The organism is Pseudomonas zeae, assembly GCF_014268485.2.
Taxonomy (GTDB): Bacteria; Pseudomonadota; Gammaproteobacteria; order Pseudomonadales; family Pseudomonadaceae; genus Aquipseudomonas; species Aquipseudomonas neuropathica.
Genome location: NZ_CP077090.1, coordinates 6,148,973 through 6,167,500 on the forward strand (window position 1 = coordinate 6,148,973; position 18,528 = coordinate 6,167,500).

General features: G+C 54.6%; 13 protein-coding genes, 4 tRNA genes and 2 rRNA genes (1 of these 19 running past the window's edge). All 19 read right to left on the reverse strand.

What is annotated here, in order from left to right; translation table 11 throughout:
- Positions 1-48: 48 nt before the first annotated feature.
- Positions 49-420 (reverse strand): 30S ribosomal protein S12, encoded by a 372-nt coding sequence (gene rpsL / locus HU754_RS27145; protein WP_003186084.1) that lies wholly within the window; start codon positions 418-420, stop codon positions 49-51.
- Between the two features lie 216 nt (positions 421-636).
- Complete coding sequence (gene rpoC, locus HU754_RS27150; RefSeq protein ID WP_034156498.1) at positions 637-4,836, reverse strand: DNA-directed RNA polymerase subunit beta'; 4,200 nt, start codon at positions 4,834-4,836, stop codon at positions 637-639.
- Between the two features lie 64 nt (positions 4,837-4,900).
- Positions 4,901-8,974 (reverse strand): DNA-directed RNA polymerase subunit beta, encoded by a 4,074-nt coding sequence (rpoB, locus tag HU754_RS27155; protein WP_038362146.1) that lies wholly within the window; start codon positions 8,972-8,974, stop codon positions 4,901-4,903.
- 221 nt (positions 8,975-9,195) lie between these two features.
- Positions 9,196-9,561 (reverse strand): 50S ribosomal protein L7/L12, encoded by a 366-nt coding sequence (gene rplL / locus HU754_RS27160; RefSeq protein WP_003228750.1) that lies wholly within the window; start codon positions 9,559-9,561, stop codon positions 9,196-9,198.
- Positions 9,562-9,635: 74 nt separating this feature from the next.
- A complete protein-coding gene (rplJ, locus tag HU754_RS27165) occupies positions 9,636-10,136 on the reverse strand; it encodes a 50S ribosomal protein L10 (RefSeq protein WP_008081912.1) in 501 nt (166 codons plus the stop codon).
- 198 nt (positions 10,137-10,334) lie between these two features.
- Positions 10,335-11,030: a 50S ribosomal protein L1 gene (rplA, locus tag HU754_RS27170; RefSeq protein ID WP_007916481.1), complete on the reverse strand. Its 696-nt coding sequence runs from the start codon at positions 11,028-11,030 to the stop codon at positions 10,335-10,337.
- On the reverse strand, positions 11,030-11,461 hold the full coding sequence (gene rplK / locus HU754_RS27175; RefSeq protein WP_003228756.1) for a 50S ribosomal protein L11: 432 nt from the start codon (positions 11,459-11,461) through the stop codon (positions 11,030-11,032). Before rplK ends, rplA begins: the two co-directional genes overlap by 1 nt.
- 117 nt (positions 11,462-11,578) lie before the next feature.
- A complete protein-coding gene (gene nusG / locus HU754_RS27180) occupies positions 11,579-12,112 on the reverse strand; it encodes a transcription termination/antitermination protein NusG (RefSeq protein WP_007957598.1) in 534 nt (177 codons plus the stop codon).
- A gap of 9 nt (positions 12,113-12,121) precedes the next feature.
- Positions 12,122-12,490, reverse strand: coding sequence for a preprotein translocase subunit SecE (gene secE, locus HU754_RS27185; RefSeq protein ID WP_009045851.1), 369 nt, complete (start codon positions 12,488-12,490; stop codon positions 12,122-12,124).
- Between the two features lie 45 nt (positions 12,491-12,535).
- Positions 12,536-12,611 (reverse strand) — tRNA-Trp (locus HU754_RS27190).
- Between the two features lie 53 nt (positions 12,612-12,664).
- The gene (tuf, locus tag HU754_RS27195; RefSeq protein ID WP_064361246.1) at positions 12,665-13,858 is read right to left on the reverse strand and encodes an elongation factor Tu; all 1,194 of its coding nucleotides are present in this window, start codon (positions 13,856-13,858) and stop codon (positions 12,665-12,667) included.
- A gap of 85 nt (positions 13,859-13,943) precedes the next feature.
- Positions 13,944-14,019: transfer RNA gene (locus HU754_RS27200), tRNA-Thr, on the reverse strand.
- Positions 14,020-14,045: 26 nt separating this feature from the next.
- Positions 14,046-14,119 (reverse strand) — tRNA-Gly (locus tag HU754_RS27205).
- 25 nt (positions 14,120-14,144) lie between these two features.
- Positions 14,145-14,229 (reverse strand) — tRNA-Tyr (locus tag HU754_RS27210).
- A 143-nt stretch (positions 14,230-14,372) separates the two neighbouring features.
- A complete protein-coding gene (locus HU754_RS27215) occupies positions 14,373-14,804 on the reverse strand; it encodes a hypothetical protein (RefSeq protein ID WP_186621706.1) in 432 nt (143 codons plus the stop codon).
- Between the two features lie 7 nt (positions 14,805-14,811).
- Positions 14,812-15,564, reverse strand: coding sequence for a pantothenate kinase (locus HU754_RS27220; RefSeq protein ID WP_186621704.1), 753 nt, complete (start codon positions 15,562-15,564; stop codon positions 14,812-14,814).
- Positions 15,554-16,507, reverse strand: a complete 954-nt coding sequence (birA, locus tag HU754_RS27225; RefSeq protein WP_186621702.1) for a bifunctional biotin--[acetyl-CoA-carboxylase] ligase/biotin operon repressor BirA — start codon at positions 16,505-16,507, stop codon at positions 15,554-15,556. The genes HU754_RS27220 and birA overlap by 11 nt, the downstream gene beginning before the upstream one ends.
- Before the next feature lie 132 nt (positions 16,508-16,639).
- Positions 16,640-16,755: ribosomal RNA gene (gene rrf / locus HU754_RS27230) — 5S ribosomal RNA — on the reverse strand.
- Between the two features lie 156 nt (positions 16,756-16,911).
- Positions 16,912-18,528 (reverse strand): 23S ribosomal RNA (locus tag HU754_RS27235) (it continues 1,277 nt past the right edge of the window).

The following is an 18,528-nucleotide window of genomic DNA, read 5'->3' on the forward strand; positions in this document are numbered from 1 at the left end:
ACCTTACTCTTATCGACTCAATAAAATGAAAATCTGCAAAACGGCCGATTACTTCGGACGCTTGGTACCGTACTTCGAACGACCCTGGTTACGGCCTTTAACGCCGGAAGTATCCAAGGAGCCGCGAACGGTGTGGTAACGAACACCTGGCAAGTCTTTTACACGACCGCCGCGGATCAGTACCACGCTGTGCTCTTGCAGGTTGTGACCTTCACCACCGATGTACGAGGAAACCTCGAAACCGTTGGTCAGGCGCACACGGCATACTTTACGCAGTGCCGAGTTAGGTTTTTTCGGCGTGGTGGTGTACACACGGGTGCACACGCCACGACGTTGCGGGCAGTTCTGCAGCGCAGGTACGTCGGATTTCTCGACGATACGCTTACGCGGCTGACGTACCAGCTGGTTGATAGTTGCCATCTACTAGCTCCACTGTTGTCTTGCGACGCTATTGTCTTGCAAGAAAAGCAAAATGGCAGGAACGAATTCCCGCCAAATTTAGGGGATCAAGAGTCTAAAGAGGATCTTGTCCCCAGTCAAGGCAAGGCCCCGACCTCCCCGCCCTTCGAACCTCGACAAAATGTCGCGATTCGATGAACGGAGCGATCAGGGCCATACGCTCATTTACCGCAGAACTCAGTTACCGCTCGAGTTCAGCGCTTCGGTCAGTGCAGCTTCCACTTCACTGGCGCTTACGCGCAACGGCTTGTCAGCATCACGGCGACGCTTGCGCTCGCTGTGATATGCCAGACCGGTACCGGCCGGGATCAGACGACCCACGACTACGTTTTCTTTCAGGCCGCGCAGGTAATCGCGCTTGCCGGTGACTGCCGCTTCGGTCAGTACACGGGTAGTTTCCTGGAAGGAAGCTGCCGAGATGAACGATTCGGTGGACAACGACGCCTTGGTGATACCCAACAGAACGCGAGTGTACTTGGAGACGAACTTGTCTTCGCCGCCCAAACGCTCGTTTTCTACCAGTACGTGAGTCAGTTCCATCTGGTCGCCCTTGATGAAACTCGAATCGCCGGATTCAGCGATTTCAACTTTACGCAGCATCTGACGCAGGATGGTCTCGATGTGCTTATCGTTGATCTTCACGCCCTGGAGACGGTAAACGTCCTGGATCTCGTTAACGATGTACTTGGCCAGCGCGCTCACACCCAGCAGACGCAGGATGTCGTGCGGATCGCTTGGGCCGTCGGAGATAACTTCGCCGCGGTTTACCTGTTCGCCTTCGAACACGTTCAGGTGACGCCACTTCGGAATCAGCTCTTCGTACGGATCGCTACCGTCGTTCGGGGTAATAACCAGACGGCGCTTGCCTTTGGTCTCTTTACCGAACGCGATGGTGCCGCTGACCTCAGCCAGAATCGACGCCTCTTTCGGACGACGAGCTTCGAACAAGTCGGCAACACGCGGCAGACCACCGGTGATGTCACGGGTCTTCGAAGTTTCTTGCGGGATACGAGCGATAACATCACCGATCGCAATCTTCGCACCGTCAGCCACACCGACCAGGGCGTTGGCTGGCAGGAAGTACTGAGCGATAACGTCAGTGCCTGGCAGCAACAGATCCTTGCCGTTGTCGTCGACCATCTTCACTGCTGGACGGATTTCTTTGCCCGCAGCTGGACGATCTTTCGCGTCGAGTACTTCAATGTTGGTCATACCGGTCAATTCGTCAGTCTGACGCTTGATCGTGATGCCTTCTTCCATGCCCACGTAGGTCACGGTACCTTTCATTTCGGTAACGATCGGGTGAGTGTGCGGATCCCACTTGGCCACGATTGCGCCAGCGTCGACCTTGTCACCTTCTTTAACCGAAATCACAGCACCGTACGGCAGCTTGTAACGCTCACGCTCACGACCGAAGTCATCAGCGATCGCCAGCTCACCGGAACGGGACACAGCAACCAGGTGACCATCCACTCGCTCAACATGCTTCAGGTTGTGCAGACGGACGGTACCGCCATTCTTCACCTGAACGCTGTCAGCTGCGGAAGTACGGCTAGCCGCACCACCGATGTGGAACGTACGCATCGTCAGCTGGGTACCCGGCTCACCGATGGACTGGGCAGCGATAACGCCGACCGCTTCACCGATGTTCACCTGGTGACCACGAGCCAGATCACGGCCGTAGCACTTGGCGCAAATGCCATAGCGGGTTTCGCAGCTGATCGGCGAACGCACGATCACTTCGTCGATGCTGTTCAGCTCGATGAACTCAACCCACTTCTCGTCTACCAGAGTGCCGGCAGGAACGATAACGTCCTCGGTACCTGGCTTGAATACGTCACGGGCAATAACACGACCCAATACGCGCTCACCCAACGGCTCTACAACGTCACCGCCTTCAATGTGCGGAGTCATCAGCAGACCGTGTTCGGTGCCGCAATCGATCTCGGTTACAACCAGATCCTGCGCCACGTCTACCAGACGACGAGTCAGGTAACCGGAGTTCGCAGTTTTCAACGCGGTATCCGCCAGACCTTTACGAGCACCGTGAGTGGAGATGAAGTACTGAAGTACGCTCAAACCTTCACGGAAGTTTGCAGTAATCGGCGTTTCGATGATGGAACCGTCCGGCTTGGCCATCAGACCACGCATACCGGCCAGCTGACGAATCTGTGCTGCGGAACCCCGCGCACCCGAGTCGGCCATCATGTACATCGAGTTGAAAGACTCTTGATCGACTTCAACGCCGTGACGGTCGATAACCTTCTCTTTCGAGAGGTTGGCCATCATTGCCTTGGAAACTTCGTCGTTCGCTTTCGACCAAAGGTCGATCACTTTGTTGTACTTCTCGCCCTGGGTTACCAGGCCGGAGGCGTACTGGCTCTCGATCTCTTTCACTTCGTCGGTGGCAGCACCGATGATGCGGGCTTTCTCGTCAGGGATAACGAAGTCGTTAACACCGATGGAAACGCCGGAGATGGTCGAGTAAGCGAAACCGGTGTACATCAACTGGTCAGCGAAGATCACGGTCTCTTTCAGACCAACCACGCGGTAGCACTGGTTGATCAGTTTGGAGATCGCCTTTTTCTTCATCGGCAGGTTGACGACGTCGTACGACAGACCTTTTGGCACAACCTGGAACAGCAGCGCACGGCCGACAGTGGTGTCGACGATACGGGTGCCGCTTACGCTGTTGCCGTCACGGTCGTTGACAGTTTCGTTAATACGAACCTTAACCTTGGCGTGCAGTGCGGCTTCACCGGCACGGAACACACGGTCAACTTCCTGCAGATCCGCAAATACACGACCTTCGCCTTTGGCGTTGATCGCTTCACGAGTCATGTAGTACAGACCCAATACAACGTCCTGCGACGGAACGATGATTGGCTCACCGTTGGCTGGCGACAGAATGTTGTTGGTCGACATCATCAACGCACGCGCTTCGAGCTGGGCTTCCAGCGTCAGCGGTACGTGCACGGCCATTTGGTCGCCGTCGAAGTCGGCGTTGTACGCGGCGCAGACCAGCGGGTGCAGCTGGATAGCCTTACCTTCGATCAGTACCGGTTCAAACGCCTGGATACCCAGACGGTGAAGGGTCGGTGCACGGTTGAGAAGAACCGGGTGTTCACGAATCACTTCAGCGAGAACGTCCCAAACCTCTGGCAGCTCGCGCTCGACCATTTTCTTGGCTGCTTTGATGGTGGTCGCGAGACCACGCATTTCCAGCTTGCCGAAAATGAACGGTTTGAACAGCTCGAGAGCCATCTTCTTCGGCAGACCGCACTGGTGCAGACGCAGGGTCGGGCCTACGGTAATTACCGAACGACCGGAGTAGTCAACACGCTTACCGAGCAAGTTCTGACGGAAACGACCTTGCTTACCCTTGATCATGTCAGCCAGGGATTTCAGAGGACGCTTGTTCGAACCGGTGATAGCGCGGCCACGACGACCGTTGTCGAGCAGAGCATCGACAGCTTCCTGCAACATACGCTTTTCGTTGCGCACGATGATGTCCGGAGCGGACAGATCCAGCAGGCGCTTCAAACGGTTGTTACGGTTGATCACTCGACGATACAGATCGTTGAGGTCGGAAGTCGCGAAGCGACCGCCATCCAGCGGGACCAGCGGACGCAGATCTGGCGGCAGAACCGGCAGAACGGTCAGCACCATCCACTCTGGCAGGTTGCCGGAACCCTGGAAGGCTTCCATCAACTTCAGACGCTTGGACAGCTTCTTGATCTTGGTTTCGGAGTTGGTTTGCGGAATTTCTTCACGCAGACGGCCAATCTCGTGTTCCAGGTCGATAGCGTGCAACAGTTCACGGACAGCTTCAGCACCCATGCGGGCGTCGAAGTCATCACCGAACTCTTCCAGCGCTTCAAAGTACTGCTCGTCGTTCAGCAGCTGACCTTTTTCAAGAGTGGTCATGCCTGGATCGATAACGACATAGCTCTCGAAGTAGAGAACGCGTTCGATATCACGCAGGGTCATGTCCATCAGCAAGCCGATACGGGACGGCAGCGATTTCAGGAACCAGATGTGGGCAACCGGCGAAGCCAGTTCGATGTGCGCCATGCGCTCACGACGAACCTTGGCCAGCGCAACTTCAACGCCGCACTTCTCGCAGATCACACCACGGTGCTTCAAGCGCTTGTACTTACCGCACAGGCACTCGTAATCCTTTACCGGGCCAAAGATCTTGGCGCAGAACAGGCCGTCACGCTCAGGTTTGAACGTACGGTAGTTGATGGTTTCCGGCTTTTTAACTTCACCGAACGACCATGAGCGGATCATCTCAGGCGAGGCCAATCCGATACGGATGGCGTCGAACTCTTCGACTTGACCCTGGTTTTTCAGCAAATTCAGTAGGTCTTTCAAGGCCTTTCCTCCTGGCGGAGCAGAGAGCGGGCAATCCTGCCCCGCTCTCGATTCGCGTCACGTGTTATTCGGTTTCCAGATCGATATCGATGCCGAGGGAACGAATTTCCTTGATCAACACGTTGAAGGACTCGGGCATGCCCGGCTCCATACGGTGATCGCCATCCACGATGTTTTTGTACATCTTGGTACGGCCGTTCACATCGTCCGACTTCACTGTGAGCATTTCTTGCAGAGTGTAAGCAGCACCGTATGCTTCCAGTGCCCAGACCTCCATCTCCCCGAAACGCTGACCACCGAACTGCGCCTTACCACCCAGCGGCTGCTGGGTAACCAGGCTGTACGAACCGGTAGAACGCGCGTGCATCTTGTCGTCTACCAAGTGGTTCAGCTTCAGCATGTACATGTAGCCAACGGTAACTGGACGCTCGAACTTGTTGCCGGTACGGCCATCAGTCAGCTGCATCTGGCCGCTTTCCGGCAGGTCTGCCAGTTTCAGCATGGCCTTGATTTCGCTTTCTTTGGCGCCGTCGAACACTGGAGTGGCCATTGGAACACCGCCACGCAGGTTCTTCGCCAGATCCAGGATTTCCTGATCGGAGAAGCTGTCCAGATCTTCGTTACGACCGCCGATCTGGTTGTAGATCTCGTCCAGGAAGGTGCGCAGTTCAGCGACTTTACGCTGCTCTTCGACCATCCGGTTGATCTTCTCGCCCAGACCTTTGGCCGCGAGGCCCAGGTGGGTTTCAAGGATCTGACCAACGTTCATACGCGAAGGTACGCCCAGCGGGTTGAGGACGACGTCGACCGGGGTGCCATTGGCATCGTGCGGCATGTCTTCAACCGGCATGATCACGGAGACCACACCTTTGTTACCGTGACGACCGGCCATCTTGTCGCCCGGCTGGATGCGACGACGGATTGCCAGGTAAACCTTGACGATTTTCAGCACGCCTGGAGCCAGGTCATCGCCCTGCTGCAGTTTGCGCTTCTTGTCTTCGAACTTGTCGTCCAGCAGACGACGGCGATCAACGATGTAGGCCTGAGCCTTCTCGAGCTGCTCGTTCAGAGCATCTTCAGCCATGCGCAGTTTGAACCACTGACCATGCTCAAGACCGTCGAGAACTTCGTCGGTGATGTCCTGACCTTTCTTCAGACCTGCGCCGCCCTCAGCCTTGTGGCCTACCAGAGCGGAACGCAGACGCTCGAAAGTCGCGCCTTCAACGATACGGAACTCTTCGTTCAGATCCTTGCGGATCTCGTCGAGCTGAGTCTTCTCGATCGACAGTGCACGAGCATCACGCTCAACGCCGTCGCGGGTGAAGACCTGTACGTCGATGACAGTACCTTTGGTACCGGTAGGTACACGCAGGGAGGTGTCTTTAACGTCGCTGGCTTTTTCACCGAAGATTGCACGCAGCAGTTTTTCTTCCGGAGTCAGTTGGGTCTCGCCTTTCGGAGTGACCTTACCTACCAGGATGTCGCCAGCGCCAACTTCAGCACCTACGTAAACGATACCGGCTTCGTCCAGCTTGTTCAGCGCAGCTTCACCCACGTTAGGGATGTCCGCAGTGATTTCCTCTGGGCCAAGCTTGGTGTCACGGGCCACACAGGTCAGTTCCTGGATGTGGATCGTGGTGAAACGGTCTTCCTGAACAACACGCTCGGACAGGCAGATGGAGTCTTCGAAGTTGAAGCCGTTCCATGCCATGAACGCGATGCGCATGTTCTGACCCAGTGCCAGTTCACCCATGTCGGTGGACGGGCCGTCGGCCATGATGTCGCTACGCTGAACGCGATCACCCTTGCTCACCAGCGGACGCTGGTTGATGCAGGTGTTCTGGTTCGAGCGCGTGTATTTGGTCAGGTTGTAGATGTCGACACCAGCTTCGCCGGTTTCAACTTCATCATCAGCAACACGAACCACGATACGGCTGGCATCGACGGAATCGATCACGCCGCCACGACGAGCCACGACGCAAACGCCGGAGTCACGGGCTACGTTACGCTCCATGCCGGTACCTACCAGCGGCTTGTCAGCGCGCAGGGTTGGTACAGCTTGACGCTGCATGTTCGAACCCATCAACGCACGGTTGGCGTCGTCGTGCTCGAGGAACGGGATCAGCGACGCTGCAACCGAAACTACTTGCTTCGGCGAAACGTCCATCAAGGTGACTTCTTCAGGCGCCTTAACGGTGAATTCGTTCAGGTGACGTACGGCTACCAGTTCGTCGATCAGGACTTTCTGGTCGTTCATGGTCGCCGAAGCCTGCGCGATCACGTGATCGGCTTCTTCAATAGCGGATAGGAACACGATCTCGTCGGTGACCACACCCTCTTTCACCACGCGGTACGGGCTTTCCAGGAAGCCGTACTGGTTGGTGCGAGCGTAAGCAGCCAAGGAGTTGATCAGACCGATGTTCGGACCTTCCGGCGTTTCAATCGGGCATACACGACCGTAGTGAGTCGGGTGTACGTCACGGACTTCAAAGCCTGCGCGCTCACGAGTCAGACCGCCAGGGCCGAGTGCAGAGACACGACGCTTGTGGGTGATCTCGGACAGCGGGTTGTTCTGGTCCATGAACTGCGAGAGCTGGCTGGAGCCGAAGAACTCTTTCACCGCTGCAGCCACTGGCTTGGCGTTGATCAGGTCCTGCGGCATCAGGCCTTCGCTTTCAGCCATCGACAGACGCTCTTTGACCGCACGCTCAACACGTACCAGGCCAACGCGGAACTGGTTCTCGGCCATTTCGCCTACGCAGCGAACACGACGGTTACCCAGGTGGTCGATGTCATCGACGATGCCTTTACCGTTACGGATGTCGACCAGAGTCTTCAATACCGCGACGATGTCTTCCTTGCACAGCACGCCCGAACCTTCGATCTCGGTACGACCGATACGACGGTTGAACTTCATCCGGCCGACCGCAGACAGGTCATAACGCTCAGGGCTGAAGAACAGGTTGTTGAACAGGGTTTCGGCAGCGTCTTTGGTTGGCGGCTCGCCTGGACGCATCATGCGATAGATCTCGACCAGCGCTTCCAATTGGTTGCTGGTGGAGTCGATCTTCAGCGTGTCGGAGACGAACGGACCGCAGTCGATATCGTTGGTGTACAGCGTTTCGATGCGAACAACACCAGCCTTGGCAATTTTTGCCAGGACTTCAGTGTTCAGCTCGGTGTTGCACTCTGCCAGGATTTCGCCGGTAGCCGGGTGCACGATGACCTTGGCGGTAGTACGGCCCAGGACGTAGTCCAGAGGTACTTCCAGAGTCTTGATGCCGGCTTTTTCGATCTGGTTGATGTGGCGCGCGGTAATACGGCGGCCCGCTTCAACAATGACCTTGCCCTTCTCGTCCTGAATGTCCAGAACCGCAATTTCACCACGCAGACGCGAAGCAATCAGCTCCAGGCTGAGGGTTTCGCCGCTCAGGTGGAAAACGTTGGTGGTGTAGAAAGCATCCAGCACTTCTTCAGTGGTATAGCCGAGCGCGCGCAGCAGTACCGATGCAGGCAGCTTGCGACGACGGTCGATACGCACGAATACGCAGTCTTTCGGGTCGAACTCGAAGTCCAGCCACGAACCGCGGTAAGGAATGATGCGCGCGGAGTACAGCAGTTTGCCGGAGCTATGCGTCTTGCCGCGGTCGTGGTCAAAGAACACGCCCGGGGAACGGTGCAGCTGGGAAACGATTACACGCTCGGTACCATTGATTACGAAGGTACCGTTCTCAGTCATCAGGGGGATTTCACCCATGTAGACTTCTTGCTCTTTGATGTCCTTGATCGCTTTGTTCGACGATTCTTTGTCGAAAATGATCAGGCGCACTTTTACCCGCAAAGGTACGGCGAAAGTTACACCGCGCAATACGCATTCTTTGACATCAAATGCCGGTTCGCCCAGGCGATAACCGACGTACTCCAGCGCAGCATTGCCGGAGTAGCTGATGATCGGGAAAACGGATTTGAAGGCCGCATGCAGGCCCACGTCGCGGAACTGATCTTTAGTCGCTCCCGCTTGCAAGAATTCACGATACGAATCCAGCTGGATGGCCAGGAGGTAAGGCACATCCATGACGTCCGGCAACTTGCTAAAGTCCTTGCGGATACGTTTTTTCTCAGTATATGAGTAAGCCATCAGCGTTCCCCAGCTTGGTCACCTGCTTGTTTGGCCCCTCCCGACGGGAGCAGCCAGAAAATCGTGCAAACCCCATGGTTTGCGCCACCGCATCGGGTGGTTACAGCACCTTTATCAGCACCGACCCAGTCGGCTGCCAATAACGGAAAAAGGCCGGTGGCAAGAGCCACCAGCCATCAGCCTGTCGCTTGACGCTCGGGCTGGAGGAGCAAAGTCGATACTTATTTCAGCTCGACTTTAGCGCCTGCTTCTTCCAGCTTCTTCTTGGCGTCTTCAGCAGCTTCTTTCGAAACGCCTTCAGCTACAACCTGAGGAGCGCCGTCTACTTTCTCTTTGGCTTCTTTCAGGCCCAGACCGGTCAGTTCACGAACTGCCTTGATCACGTTAACCTTCTTCTCGCCAGCTTCCAGCAGAACAACGTTGAACTCGGTTTGCTCTTCAACAACAGCGGCAGCAGCAGCTGGACCAGCCGAAGCAGCAGCAGCGGTAACACCGAAGGTTTCTTCCATCGCTTTGATCAGCTCAACGATTTCCACTACGGATTTCTGGCCGATTGCTTCGATGATTTGTTCGTTAGTCAGAGACATGACTCAATTCCTGAATTGGGGGACGGCCTACGCGACCATCGAAATAAACAAAAAACGCGAGAAGTTGACGAGCCTTAGGCTGCGGCAGCTTCTTTCTGGTCGCGAATTGCCGCCAGAGTACGAGCCAATTTGCTGGTAGCGCCTTGAATCACGCTCATCAGCTGAGAAATTGCTTCGTCACGGGTCGGCAAGGTTGCCAGTACGTCGATCTGATTAGCTGCGAGGAACTTGCCCTCGAACGCAGCTGCCTTGATCTCGAACTTGTCCTGACCCTTGGCAAACTCTTTGAAGATACGGGCAGCAGCGCCCGGATGTTCGTTCGAGAATGCAATCAGGGTCGGGCCGGTGAACACGTCGTTGAGGACACTGTATTGAGTGTCAGCAACAGCGCGCTTGAGCAAGGTGTTACGTACAACACGTACGTAAACGCCAGCTTCACGAGCCTCTTTACGGAGTCCGGTCATTGCGCCTACTGTTACGCCACGTGCATCAACCACGACAGCGGACAGAGCGACTTTGGCAGCCTCGTTGACTTCAGCGACGATGGCCTTCTTGTCTTCGAGATTAATTGCCACGGGTTTAACTCCTGCTTGTTACCGTTTCATTCGATCGAAACCGAATGTCGTTTTGGTGTCTGATTCGGTAAGGAACCGGGAGCACCATCTGCGTAGGCTTATGGTTTAAGACTTGCGTCGCCTACGGTCTTGGATAGCCCCCGCCAGGCAGGGACCCCAATCTTTCAATTGGCGCGAACAATCGCGCCAACCTTTGTCTTACGCGTCCAGCGAGCTCTGATCGATAACCAGACCTGGGCCCATAGTGGTGCTCAGGGTAACGCGCTTAACATAGATACCTTTCGAAGAAGCTGGCTTGATACGCTTCAGATCAGCGATCAGGGCTTCAACGTTTTCCTTCAGCTTGACGGCGTCGAAGCCCATCTTGCCAACGGAGGTGTGAATGATGCCGTTTTTGTCGGTGCGATAACGAACCTGACCAGCTTTAGCGTTTTTAACCGCGGTAGCTACGTCTGGAGTTACAGTACCAACCTTAGGGTTAGGCATCAGACCACGTGGACCGAGGATCTGACCCAGTTGACCTACAACGCGCATAGCATCCGGGGATGCGATCACTACGTCATAGTTCAGGTCGCCGCCTTTCATTTCGGCAGCCAGGTCGTCCATACCTACACGGTCAGCGCCGGCAGCCAGAGCGGCCTCAGCAGCTGGACCCTGGGTGAACACAGCAACGCGAACGGTCTTGCCAGTGCCGTGTGGCAGCACAGTAGCGCTACGAACAACCTGGTCGGATTTACGCGGGTCTACACCCAGGTTTACAGCAACGTCGAACGACTCGCTGAACTTGACAGTCGACAGCTCAGCCAGCAGAGCAGCGGCGTCTACAATGTTGTAGGCCTTGCCTGCTTCGATTTTGCCGGCGATAGCCTTTTGACGCTTGGTCAGCTTAGCCATTACACACCCTCCACGTTAAGGCCCATGCTACGAGCAGAACCGGCGATAGTACGCACGGCTGCATCCATATCAGCTGCAGTCAGATCCGCGTTTTTGGTTTTCGCGATTTCTTCCAGCTGAGCACGGGTAACAGTGCCAACCTTAACGGTGTTCGGACGAGCGGAACCGCTGGTCAGACCGGCCGCCTTCTTCAGCAGAACCGAAGCAGGGGTGGATTTGGTTTCGAAAGTGAAACTACGGTCGCTGTAGACGGTGATGATCACTGGAGTCGGCAGACCTGCTTCAAGACCCTGAGTACGGGCATTGAAAGCCTTGCAGAATTCCATGATGTTCACGCCGTGCTGACCCAGAGCAGGACCAACAGGTGGGCTTGGGTTAGCCTGAGCGGCCTTCACTTGCAGCTTGATGTAAGCGGTAATTTTCTTGGCCATGAGGCACTCCAATTACGGGTTCGAACGCCTCGGAAGGCTCCCCGGTTACTTGCGCGTTTATCCCAGTGACGACAAAACCCCACAGCCTAGGGCTGCGGGGTTGGGATGCTTGTCCAGCTAGACCTTTTCGACCTGACTGAACTCCAACTCTACCGGGGTAGAGCGACCGAAAATGAGCACTGCCACTTGGATCCGGCTCTTTTCGTAGTTAACTTCTTCAACAACGCCATTGAAATCAGCGAATGGACCGTCATTGACTCGCACCGTCTCACCTGGCTCGAAGAGAGTCTTCGGCTTAGGCTTGTCGCTACCATCAGCAACGCGACGCAGAATTGCTTCCGCCTCTTTATCGGTGATCGGCGCAGGCTTATCAGCGGTACCGCCGATGAAACCCATCACCCGAGGAGTATCCTTGACCAAGTGCCAAGTACCCTCGTTCATATCCATCTGAACCAGCACATAGCCTGGAAAGAACTTTCGTTCGCTTTTGCGCTTCTGGCCATTACGCATTTCAACCACTTCTTCAGTGGGAACCAGAATCTCGCCGAAGCCATCTTCCATGCCAGCCAGCTTTACGCGCTCGATCAGCGAGCGCATCACATGCTTCTCGTAACCCGAGTAAGCATGCACAACATACCAACGCTTAGCCACGGGACACCCTTAGCCGACAATCAAGGAAACAAGCCAGCCGAGCAGGGAATCAAGCCCCCACAACAGCAACGCCATAACCAGAACAACAGCCACCACAATAAGGGTGGTCTGCGTGGTTTCTTGGCGAGTTGGCCACACGACTTTACGAATCTCGGTGCGAGCTTCCTTAACCAGTACAAAGAAAGACTTGCCCTTGGCAGTCTGCAGGCCTACAAAGGCAGCTACAGCAGCAATGGCAAGTAAAGCGAGCACACGGTACAGGATCGGCGAAGCAGAGTAATACTGATTGCCAACAACGCCAACAACCACCAAAGCGACAACTACAAGCCACTTGAGCAGATCGAAGCGAGAGCCTTGAGCTTCAGCTTTAGGAGTCATCTATGAAGATCCTGTGAAAAGAAAGCCAGACACACCAAGTGAATCTGGCAGGTCAGGAGGGAATCGAACCCCCAACCTACGGTTTTGGAGACCGTCGCTCTGCCAATTGAGCTACTGACCTAAAACAAAATCAGGCCGACCATTATGCCGGCCCGAAAAATACATTACAACTACTTACTCGATGATTTTAGCCACGACGCCAGCGCCGACGGTACGACCGCCTTCACGGATAGCGAAACGCAGACCATCTTCCATCGCGATGGTTTTGATCAGGGTAACAGTCATCTGAATGTTGTCACCCGGCATTACCATTTCAACGCCTTCTGGCAGCTCGCAGTTACCAGTCACGTCAGTAGTACGGAAGTAGAACTGTGGACGGTAGCCTTTGAAGAACGGAGTGTGACGACCGCCTTCTTCCTTGCTCAGAACGTAAACTTCTGCAGTGAACTTGGTGTGCGGCTTAACCGAACCCGGCTTAACCAGAACCTGACCACGTTCAACGTCGTCACGCTTGGTACCACGCAGCAGAACGCCGCAGTTCTCGCCAGCACGACCTTCGTCGAGCAGCTTGCGGAACATTTCAACACCGGTGCAAGTAGTAACTGTGGTGTCACGCAGACCAACGATTTCCAGCGGATCCTGAACGCGAACGATACCGCGCTCGATACGACCAGTCACAACAGTACCGCGACCCGAGATCGAGAATACGTCTTCGATTGGCATCAGGAATGGCTTGTCGATCATACGAACTGGTTCTGGGATGTAAGCATCCAGAGTCTCAACCAGTTTCTTGACGGCAGTGGTGCCCATCTCGTTGTCGTCTTTGCCTTCCAGAGCCATACGAGCCGAACCGATGATGATTGGAGTGTCATCGCCCGGGAAGTCGTAGGTGGACAGCAGGTCACGAACTTCCATCTCAACCAATTCCAGCAGCTCTGCGTCGTCTACCAGGTCAGCCTTGTTCAGGAAAACCACGATGTACGGAACGCCTACCTGACGGGACAGCAGGATGTGCTCACGGGTTTGTGGCATCGGACCATCAGCGGCCGAGCAAACCAGAATAGCGCCGTCCATTTGAGCAGCACCGGTGATCATGTTCTTCACATAGTCAGCGTGACCTGGGCAGTCAACGTGAGCGTAGTGACGGATCTTCGAGTTGTACTCAACGTGTGCGGTGTTGATGGTGATACCGCGAGCCTTTTCTTCTGGTGCGCTGTCGATCTTGTCGAAGTCAACGATTGCGGAACCGAAAACTTCCGAGCAAACGCGAGTCAGAGCAGCAGTCAGAGTGGTTTTACCGTGGTCAACGTGACCAATGGTCCCAACGTTGACGTGGGGCAGGGAACGATCAAATTTTTCCTTAGCCATCGATATCACCCTCAACAGAAGAAATTAGACAAACAATATCAACCATTAAAACAAAGGCAGATATTTTCATATCTGCCTTGTTATATGGAGCTCTTGAGCGGATTTGAACCGCTGACCTCACCCTTACCAAGGGTGTGCTCTACCAACTGAGCTACAAGAGCAAAACACTTTGCACAACCTGCAAACTTGGAGCGGGTAGCGGGAATCGAACCCGCATCATCAGCTTGGAAGGCTGAGGTTCTACCACTAAACTATACCCGCGGAGCCTGCAGCTCACGCTTAAATCTGGTGGAGGGAGAAGGATTCGAACCTTCGAAGTCGTAGACGTCAGATTTACAGTCTGATCCCTTTGGCCGCTCGGGAACCCCTCCTAATCAGGCCGGCATTCTATACTACGCCAAACCTCTGTCAAGCATTTTCTCATTTAAAAACCTGAGGTTAGCTGCGTTGACATCGCTTCATTTTGAATCCCTACTTAGGTCTTCGCTGTGGAGCGGGCGCCATTCTATGCAAACTATTCAGTAGGTGCAACCCCCTCACACAGCATTATTTTATGTTTTAACTCATTGAATTCGTTGGAAAGGTTTTGGAGCTGGGCATCCCCCAGCAAACGCTGGCCCTGAGGCGAAACAGACAACCAATAACCAGCCCCAGAAGCATCCCTCGACGAAGATTTTACATCGACTCCCATTTCAGCCAAACGCTGCTGGAGCGCTGTAATCGACTCCTGTCGAGAAAAACCACCAAGGAACAGACACTCTTGCCGACGCCCTCCCTGCCCCTCTCGAACATTGCCCGTCGTTTCGCTGAGCAAGCGAATGTCTTGCTGGGAACCTCGATACAAACTAAGAGGCGTTACATCCTTCGCCCGCAAGGGCGCCTCCTGCTGATGCCAGACATAATAGAAAATATTAAGAACAAGAAGCAGGAGGAACAACCAACGCATACAAACCTCAGGAAAAAGGACACGCCATAGCCAACCCCACGAACACCAGGTCAGGAACGACTCGGGCCTCAGGGGCGACACCTGCAACCAATTCAGCATCCCCCCCAGTTATAAAGACTGCGAAGTCTTCTCTCCAGTAAGAGCGCGCCAGTTCCAACTGTGTCAATACGAAACCTCGCAACATCAATGAACACCCGCGCTCCACCGCCTCAACGGTGGTCCGCCCAGGCGCGTCGCTTGACAGCGCGCGCTCAGCCGCCAGATCTCCATAGCGAATCTTACGGGTATGCGTACGCAACTGATTTCGCATCAAAGGCATTCCAGGACAAATGAAACCACCCAGATGCTCACCACCCGCAGCAATAAAATCCGCAGTCACCGCCGTACCGAAATCAAGCACCAGGCAAGCGCCGCCTGCTGCGAGATGAAACCCGCCAAGCATGGCCAGCCATCGATCCAGCCCTAGACGCTCGTACTCTTCATAACCGTTTTTGACGCCGGACATTTCACGCGCGGGCTTCGCGCACACCACCGAAATACCAAACTCACGCTCGATAATAGCGATCAAGGCATCAGTCTCCTCCGCAGTCCTGACACTGACCACGCGGCACTTACGAAGCGCAAGCCCATTGAGAGCTTTCAAACTGTCTAGCAATGCGAGATCAGAGTCGACAACCCCTTCGGAAAAGACAGCGCCAAGCGCAGCCTTCAGTACTCGCCACTTAATAAAGCTGTTCCCACAGTCGAGCTCAAGAATCATCACGCAACCTCAGGCTGAGCTCACCACCACTAAAGACTTTTTCCACGCCATCCACCTTCAGGCGCAGCGCACCCTGACTATCGATTCCGAGCACAACACCATCTATCTGACTGGAACCCGCAATCAATGACACAGAGCGATCCTGCCACAAATGATTCGCCTCCCATTCCGCCTGGAGAGCCGAAAAACCATCCACTTGATGGCGCCGGATGTAAACGCTTAACTGCTTACTAAGCTCAGCAACCAGGGAGTTACGATCAGTACTTCTACCTGACTCAAGCCGAATAGAAGTCCATTGCTGGCCAACTTCATCAGCCGATTGCATGTTCACATTTACACCAATACCCAGCACCACATGGCAAACGTCTGCCGGATCACCAACGAGCTCAAGGAGAATGCCGGCAATCTTCTTGTTACCAACCAAGACATCGTTGGGCCACTTCAATCCCGCACCTGGCACTCCAAAATTTCTCAGAGCCTGCAAGACAGCCAACCCAACAACAAGACTCAAGCCCTCGAGCTGGCGCATTCCGCCATCAATACGCAGGACAAGACTGTAATAAAGATTCTCTGCAAAGGGACTTACCCACTTGCGACCTCTTCGCCCACGACCAGAGACTTGGCGCTCCGCGAGCACCAAAAAGGGCGCCAAACTACCTTGGCCAATCGCCCGCAAGGCCTCAGCGTTTGTCGAGTCGACCGAATTCAGGACCATCACCGGCCAATCTGGCGCCATTGCCGATATTGCCCGAGAGTCGAGTAGCGTCAATGGCGCAGCCAATTGATAGCCCCGCCCTCGCACTTTATGAATGGACAAGCCAAGTTCGGCCTCAAGATGCTGAAGCTGTTTCCATACCGCACTTCGACTTATTCCCAAGGCGGCGCCAAGATCCTGACCAGAATGGAATCGGCCATCTTTCAGAAGGTTCAACAACGTCAACATGCAGGTCTCGCCCTCACAATGAGGCCCGAATAATATCCATGACCCGGGCTGTTGCATAGAAATCAAGCAGATGCTTTCCCGCGAGCAAAACAAAACCCCAACTGCTTTCGCAATTGGGGTTTCGGAATTTAATCTTGACGATGACCTACTCTCACATGGGGAAACCCCACACTACCATCGGCGATGCATCGTTTCACTGCTGAGTTCGGGATGGGATCAGGTGGTTCCAACGCTCTATGGTCGTCAAGAAATTCGGGTACTGACTCGTGACCAGATGGCCTCGCTTCAGCAAATTGGGTATGTGACAGCTTTCGGTGTTTGTGAACATCGAACTTTCGGTTCGTTTCGTCTTCACACACCGCAATCTGATGCTCTTTCGAGTAGTCAAATTGCTTGGGTGTTATATGGTCAAGCCTCACGGGCAATTAGTATTGGTTAGCTCAACGCCTCACAGCGCTTACACACCCAACCTATCAACGTCGTAGTCTTCGACGGCCCTTCAGGGAACTCAAGGTTCCAGTGAGATCTCATCTTGAGGCAAGTTTCCCGCTTAGATGCTTTCAGCGGTTATCTTTCCCGAACATAGCTACCCGGCAATGCCACTGGCGTGACAACCGGAACACCAGAGGTTCGTCCACTCCGGTCCTCTCGTACTAGGAGCAGCCCCTCTCAAATCTCAAACGTCCACGGCAGATAGGGACCGAACTGTCTCACGACGTTCTAAACCCAGCTCGCGTACCACTTTAAATGGCGAACAGCCATACCCTTGGGACCGGCTTCAGCCCCAGGATGTGATGAGCCGACATCGAGGTGCCAAACACCGCCGTCGATATGAACTCTTGGGCGGTATCAGCCTGTTATCCCCGGAGTACCTTTTATCCGTTGAGCGATGGCCCTTCCATACAGAACCACCGGATCACTAAGACCTACTTTCGTACCTGCTCGACGTGTCTGTCTCGCAGTCAAGCGCGCTTTTGCCTTTATACTCTACGACCGATTTCCGACCGGTCTGAGCGCACCTTCGTACTCCTCCGTTACTCTTTAGGAGGAGACCGCCCCAGTCAAACTACCCACCATACACTGTCCTCGATCCGGATAACGGACCTGAGTTAGAACCTCAAAGTTGCCAGGGTGGTATTTCAAGGATGGCTCCACGCGAACTGGCGTCCACGCTTCAAAGCCTCCCACCTATCCTACACAAGCAAATTCAAAGTCCAGTGCAAAGCTATAGTAAAGGTTCACGGGGTCTTTCCGTCTAGCCGCGGATACACTGCATCTTCACAGCGATTTCAATTTCACTGAGTCTCGGGTGGAGACAGCGCCGCCATCGTTACGCCATTCGTGCAGGTCGGAACTTACCCGACAAGGAATTTCGCTACCTTAGGACCGTTATAGTTACGGCCGCCGTTTACCGGGGCTTCGATCAAGAGCTTCGCGTTAGCTAACCCCATCAATTAACCTTCCGGCACCGGGCAGGCGTCACACCCTATACGTCCACTTTCGTGTTTGCAGAGTGCTGTGTTTTTAATAAACAGTCGCAGCGGCCTGGTATCTTCGACCGGCATGGGCTTACGGAGCAAGTCCTTCACCCTCACCGGCGCACCTTCTCCCGAAGTTACGGTGCCATTTTGCCTAGTTCCTTCACCCGAGTTCTCTCAAGCGCCTTGGTATTCTCTACCCAACCACCTGTGTCGGTTTGGGGTACGGTTCCTGGTTACCTGAAGCTTAGAAGCTTTTCTTGGAAGCATGGCATCAACCACTTCGTGTTCTAAAAGAACACTCGTCATCAGCTCTCGGCCTTAAGATCCCGGATTTACCTAAGATCTCAGCCTACCACCTTAAACTTGGACAACCAACGCCAAGCTGGCCTAGCCTTCTCCGTCCCTCCATCGCAATAACCAGAAGTACAGGAATATTAACCTGTTTTCCATCGACTACGCTTTTCAGCCTCGCCTTAGGGACCGACTAACCCTGCGTCGATTAACGTTGCGCAGGAAACCTTGGTCTTTCGGCGTGGGTGT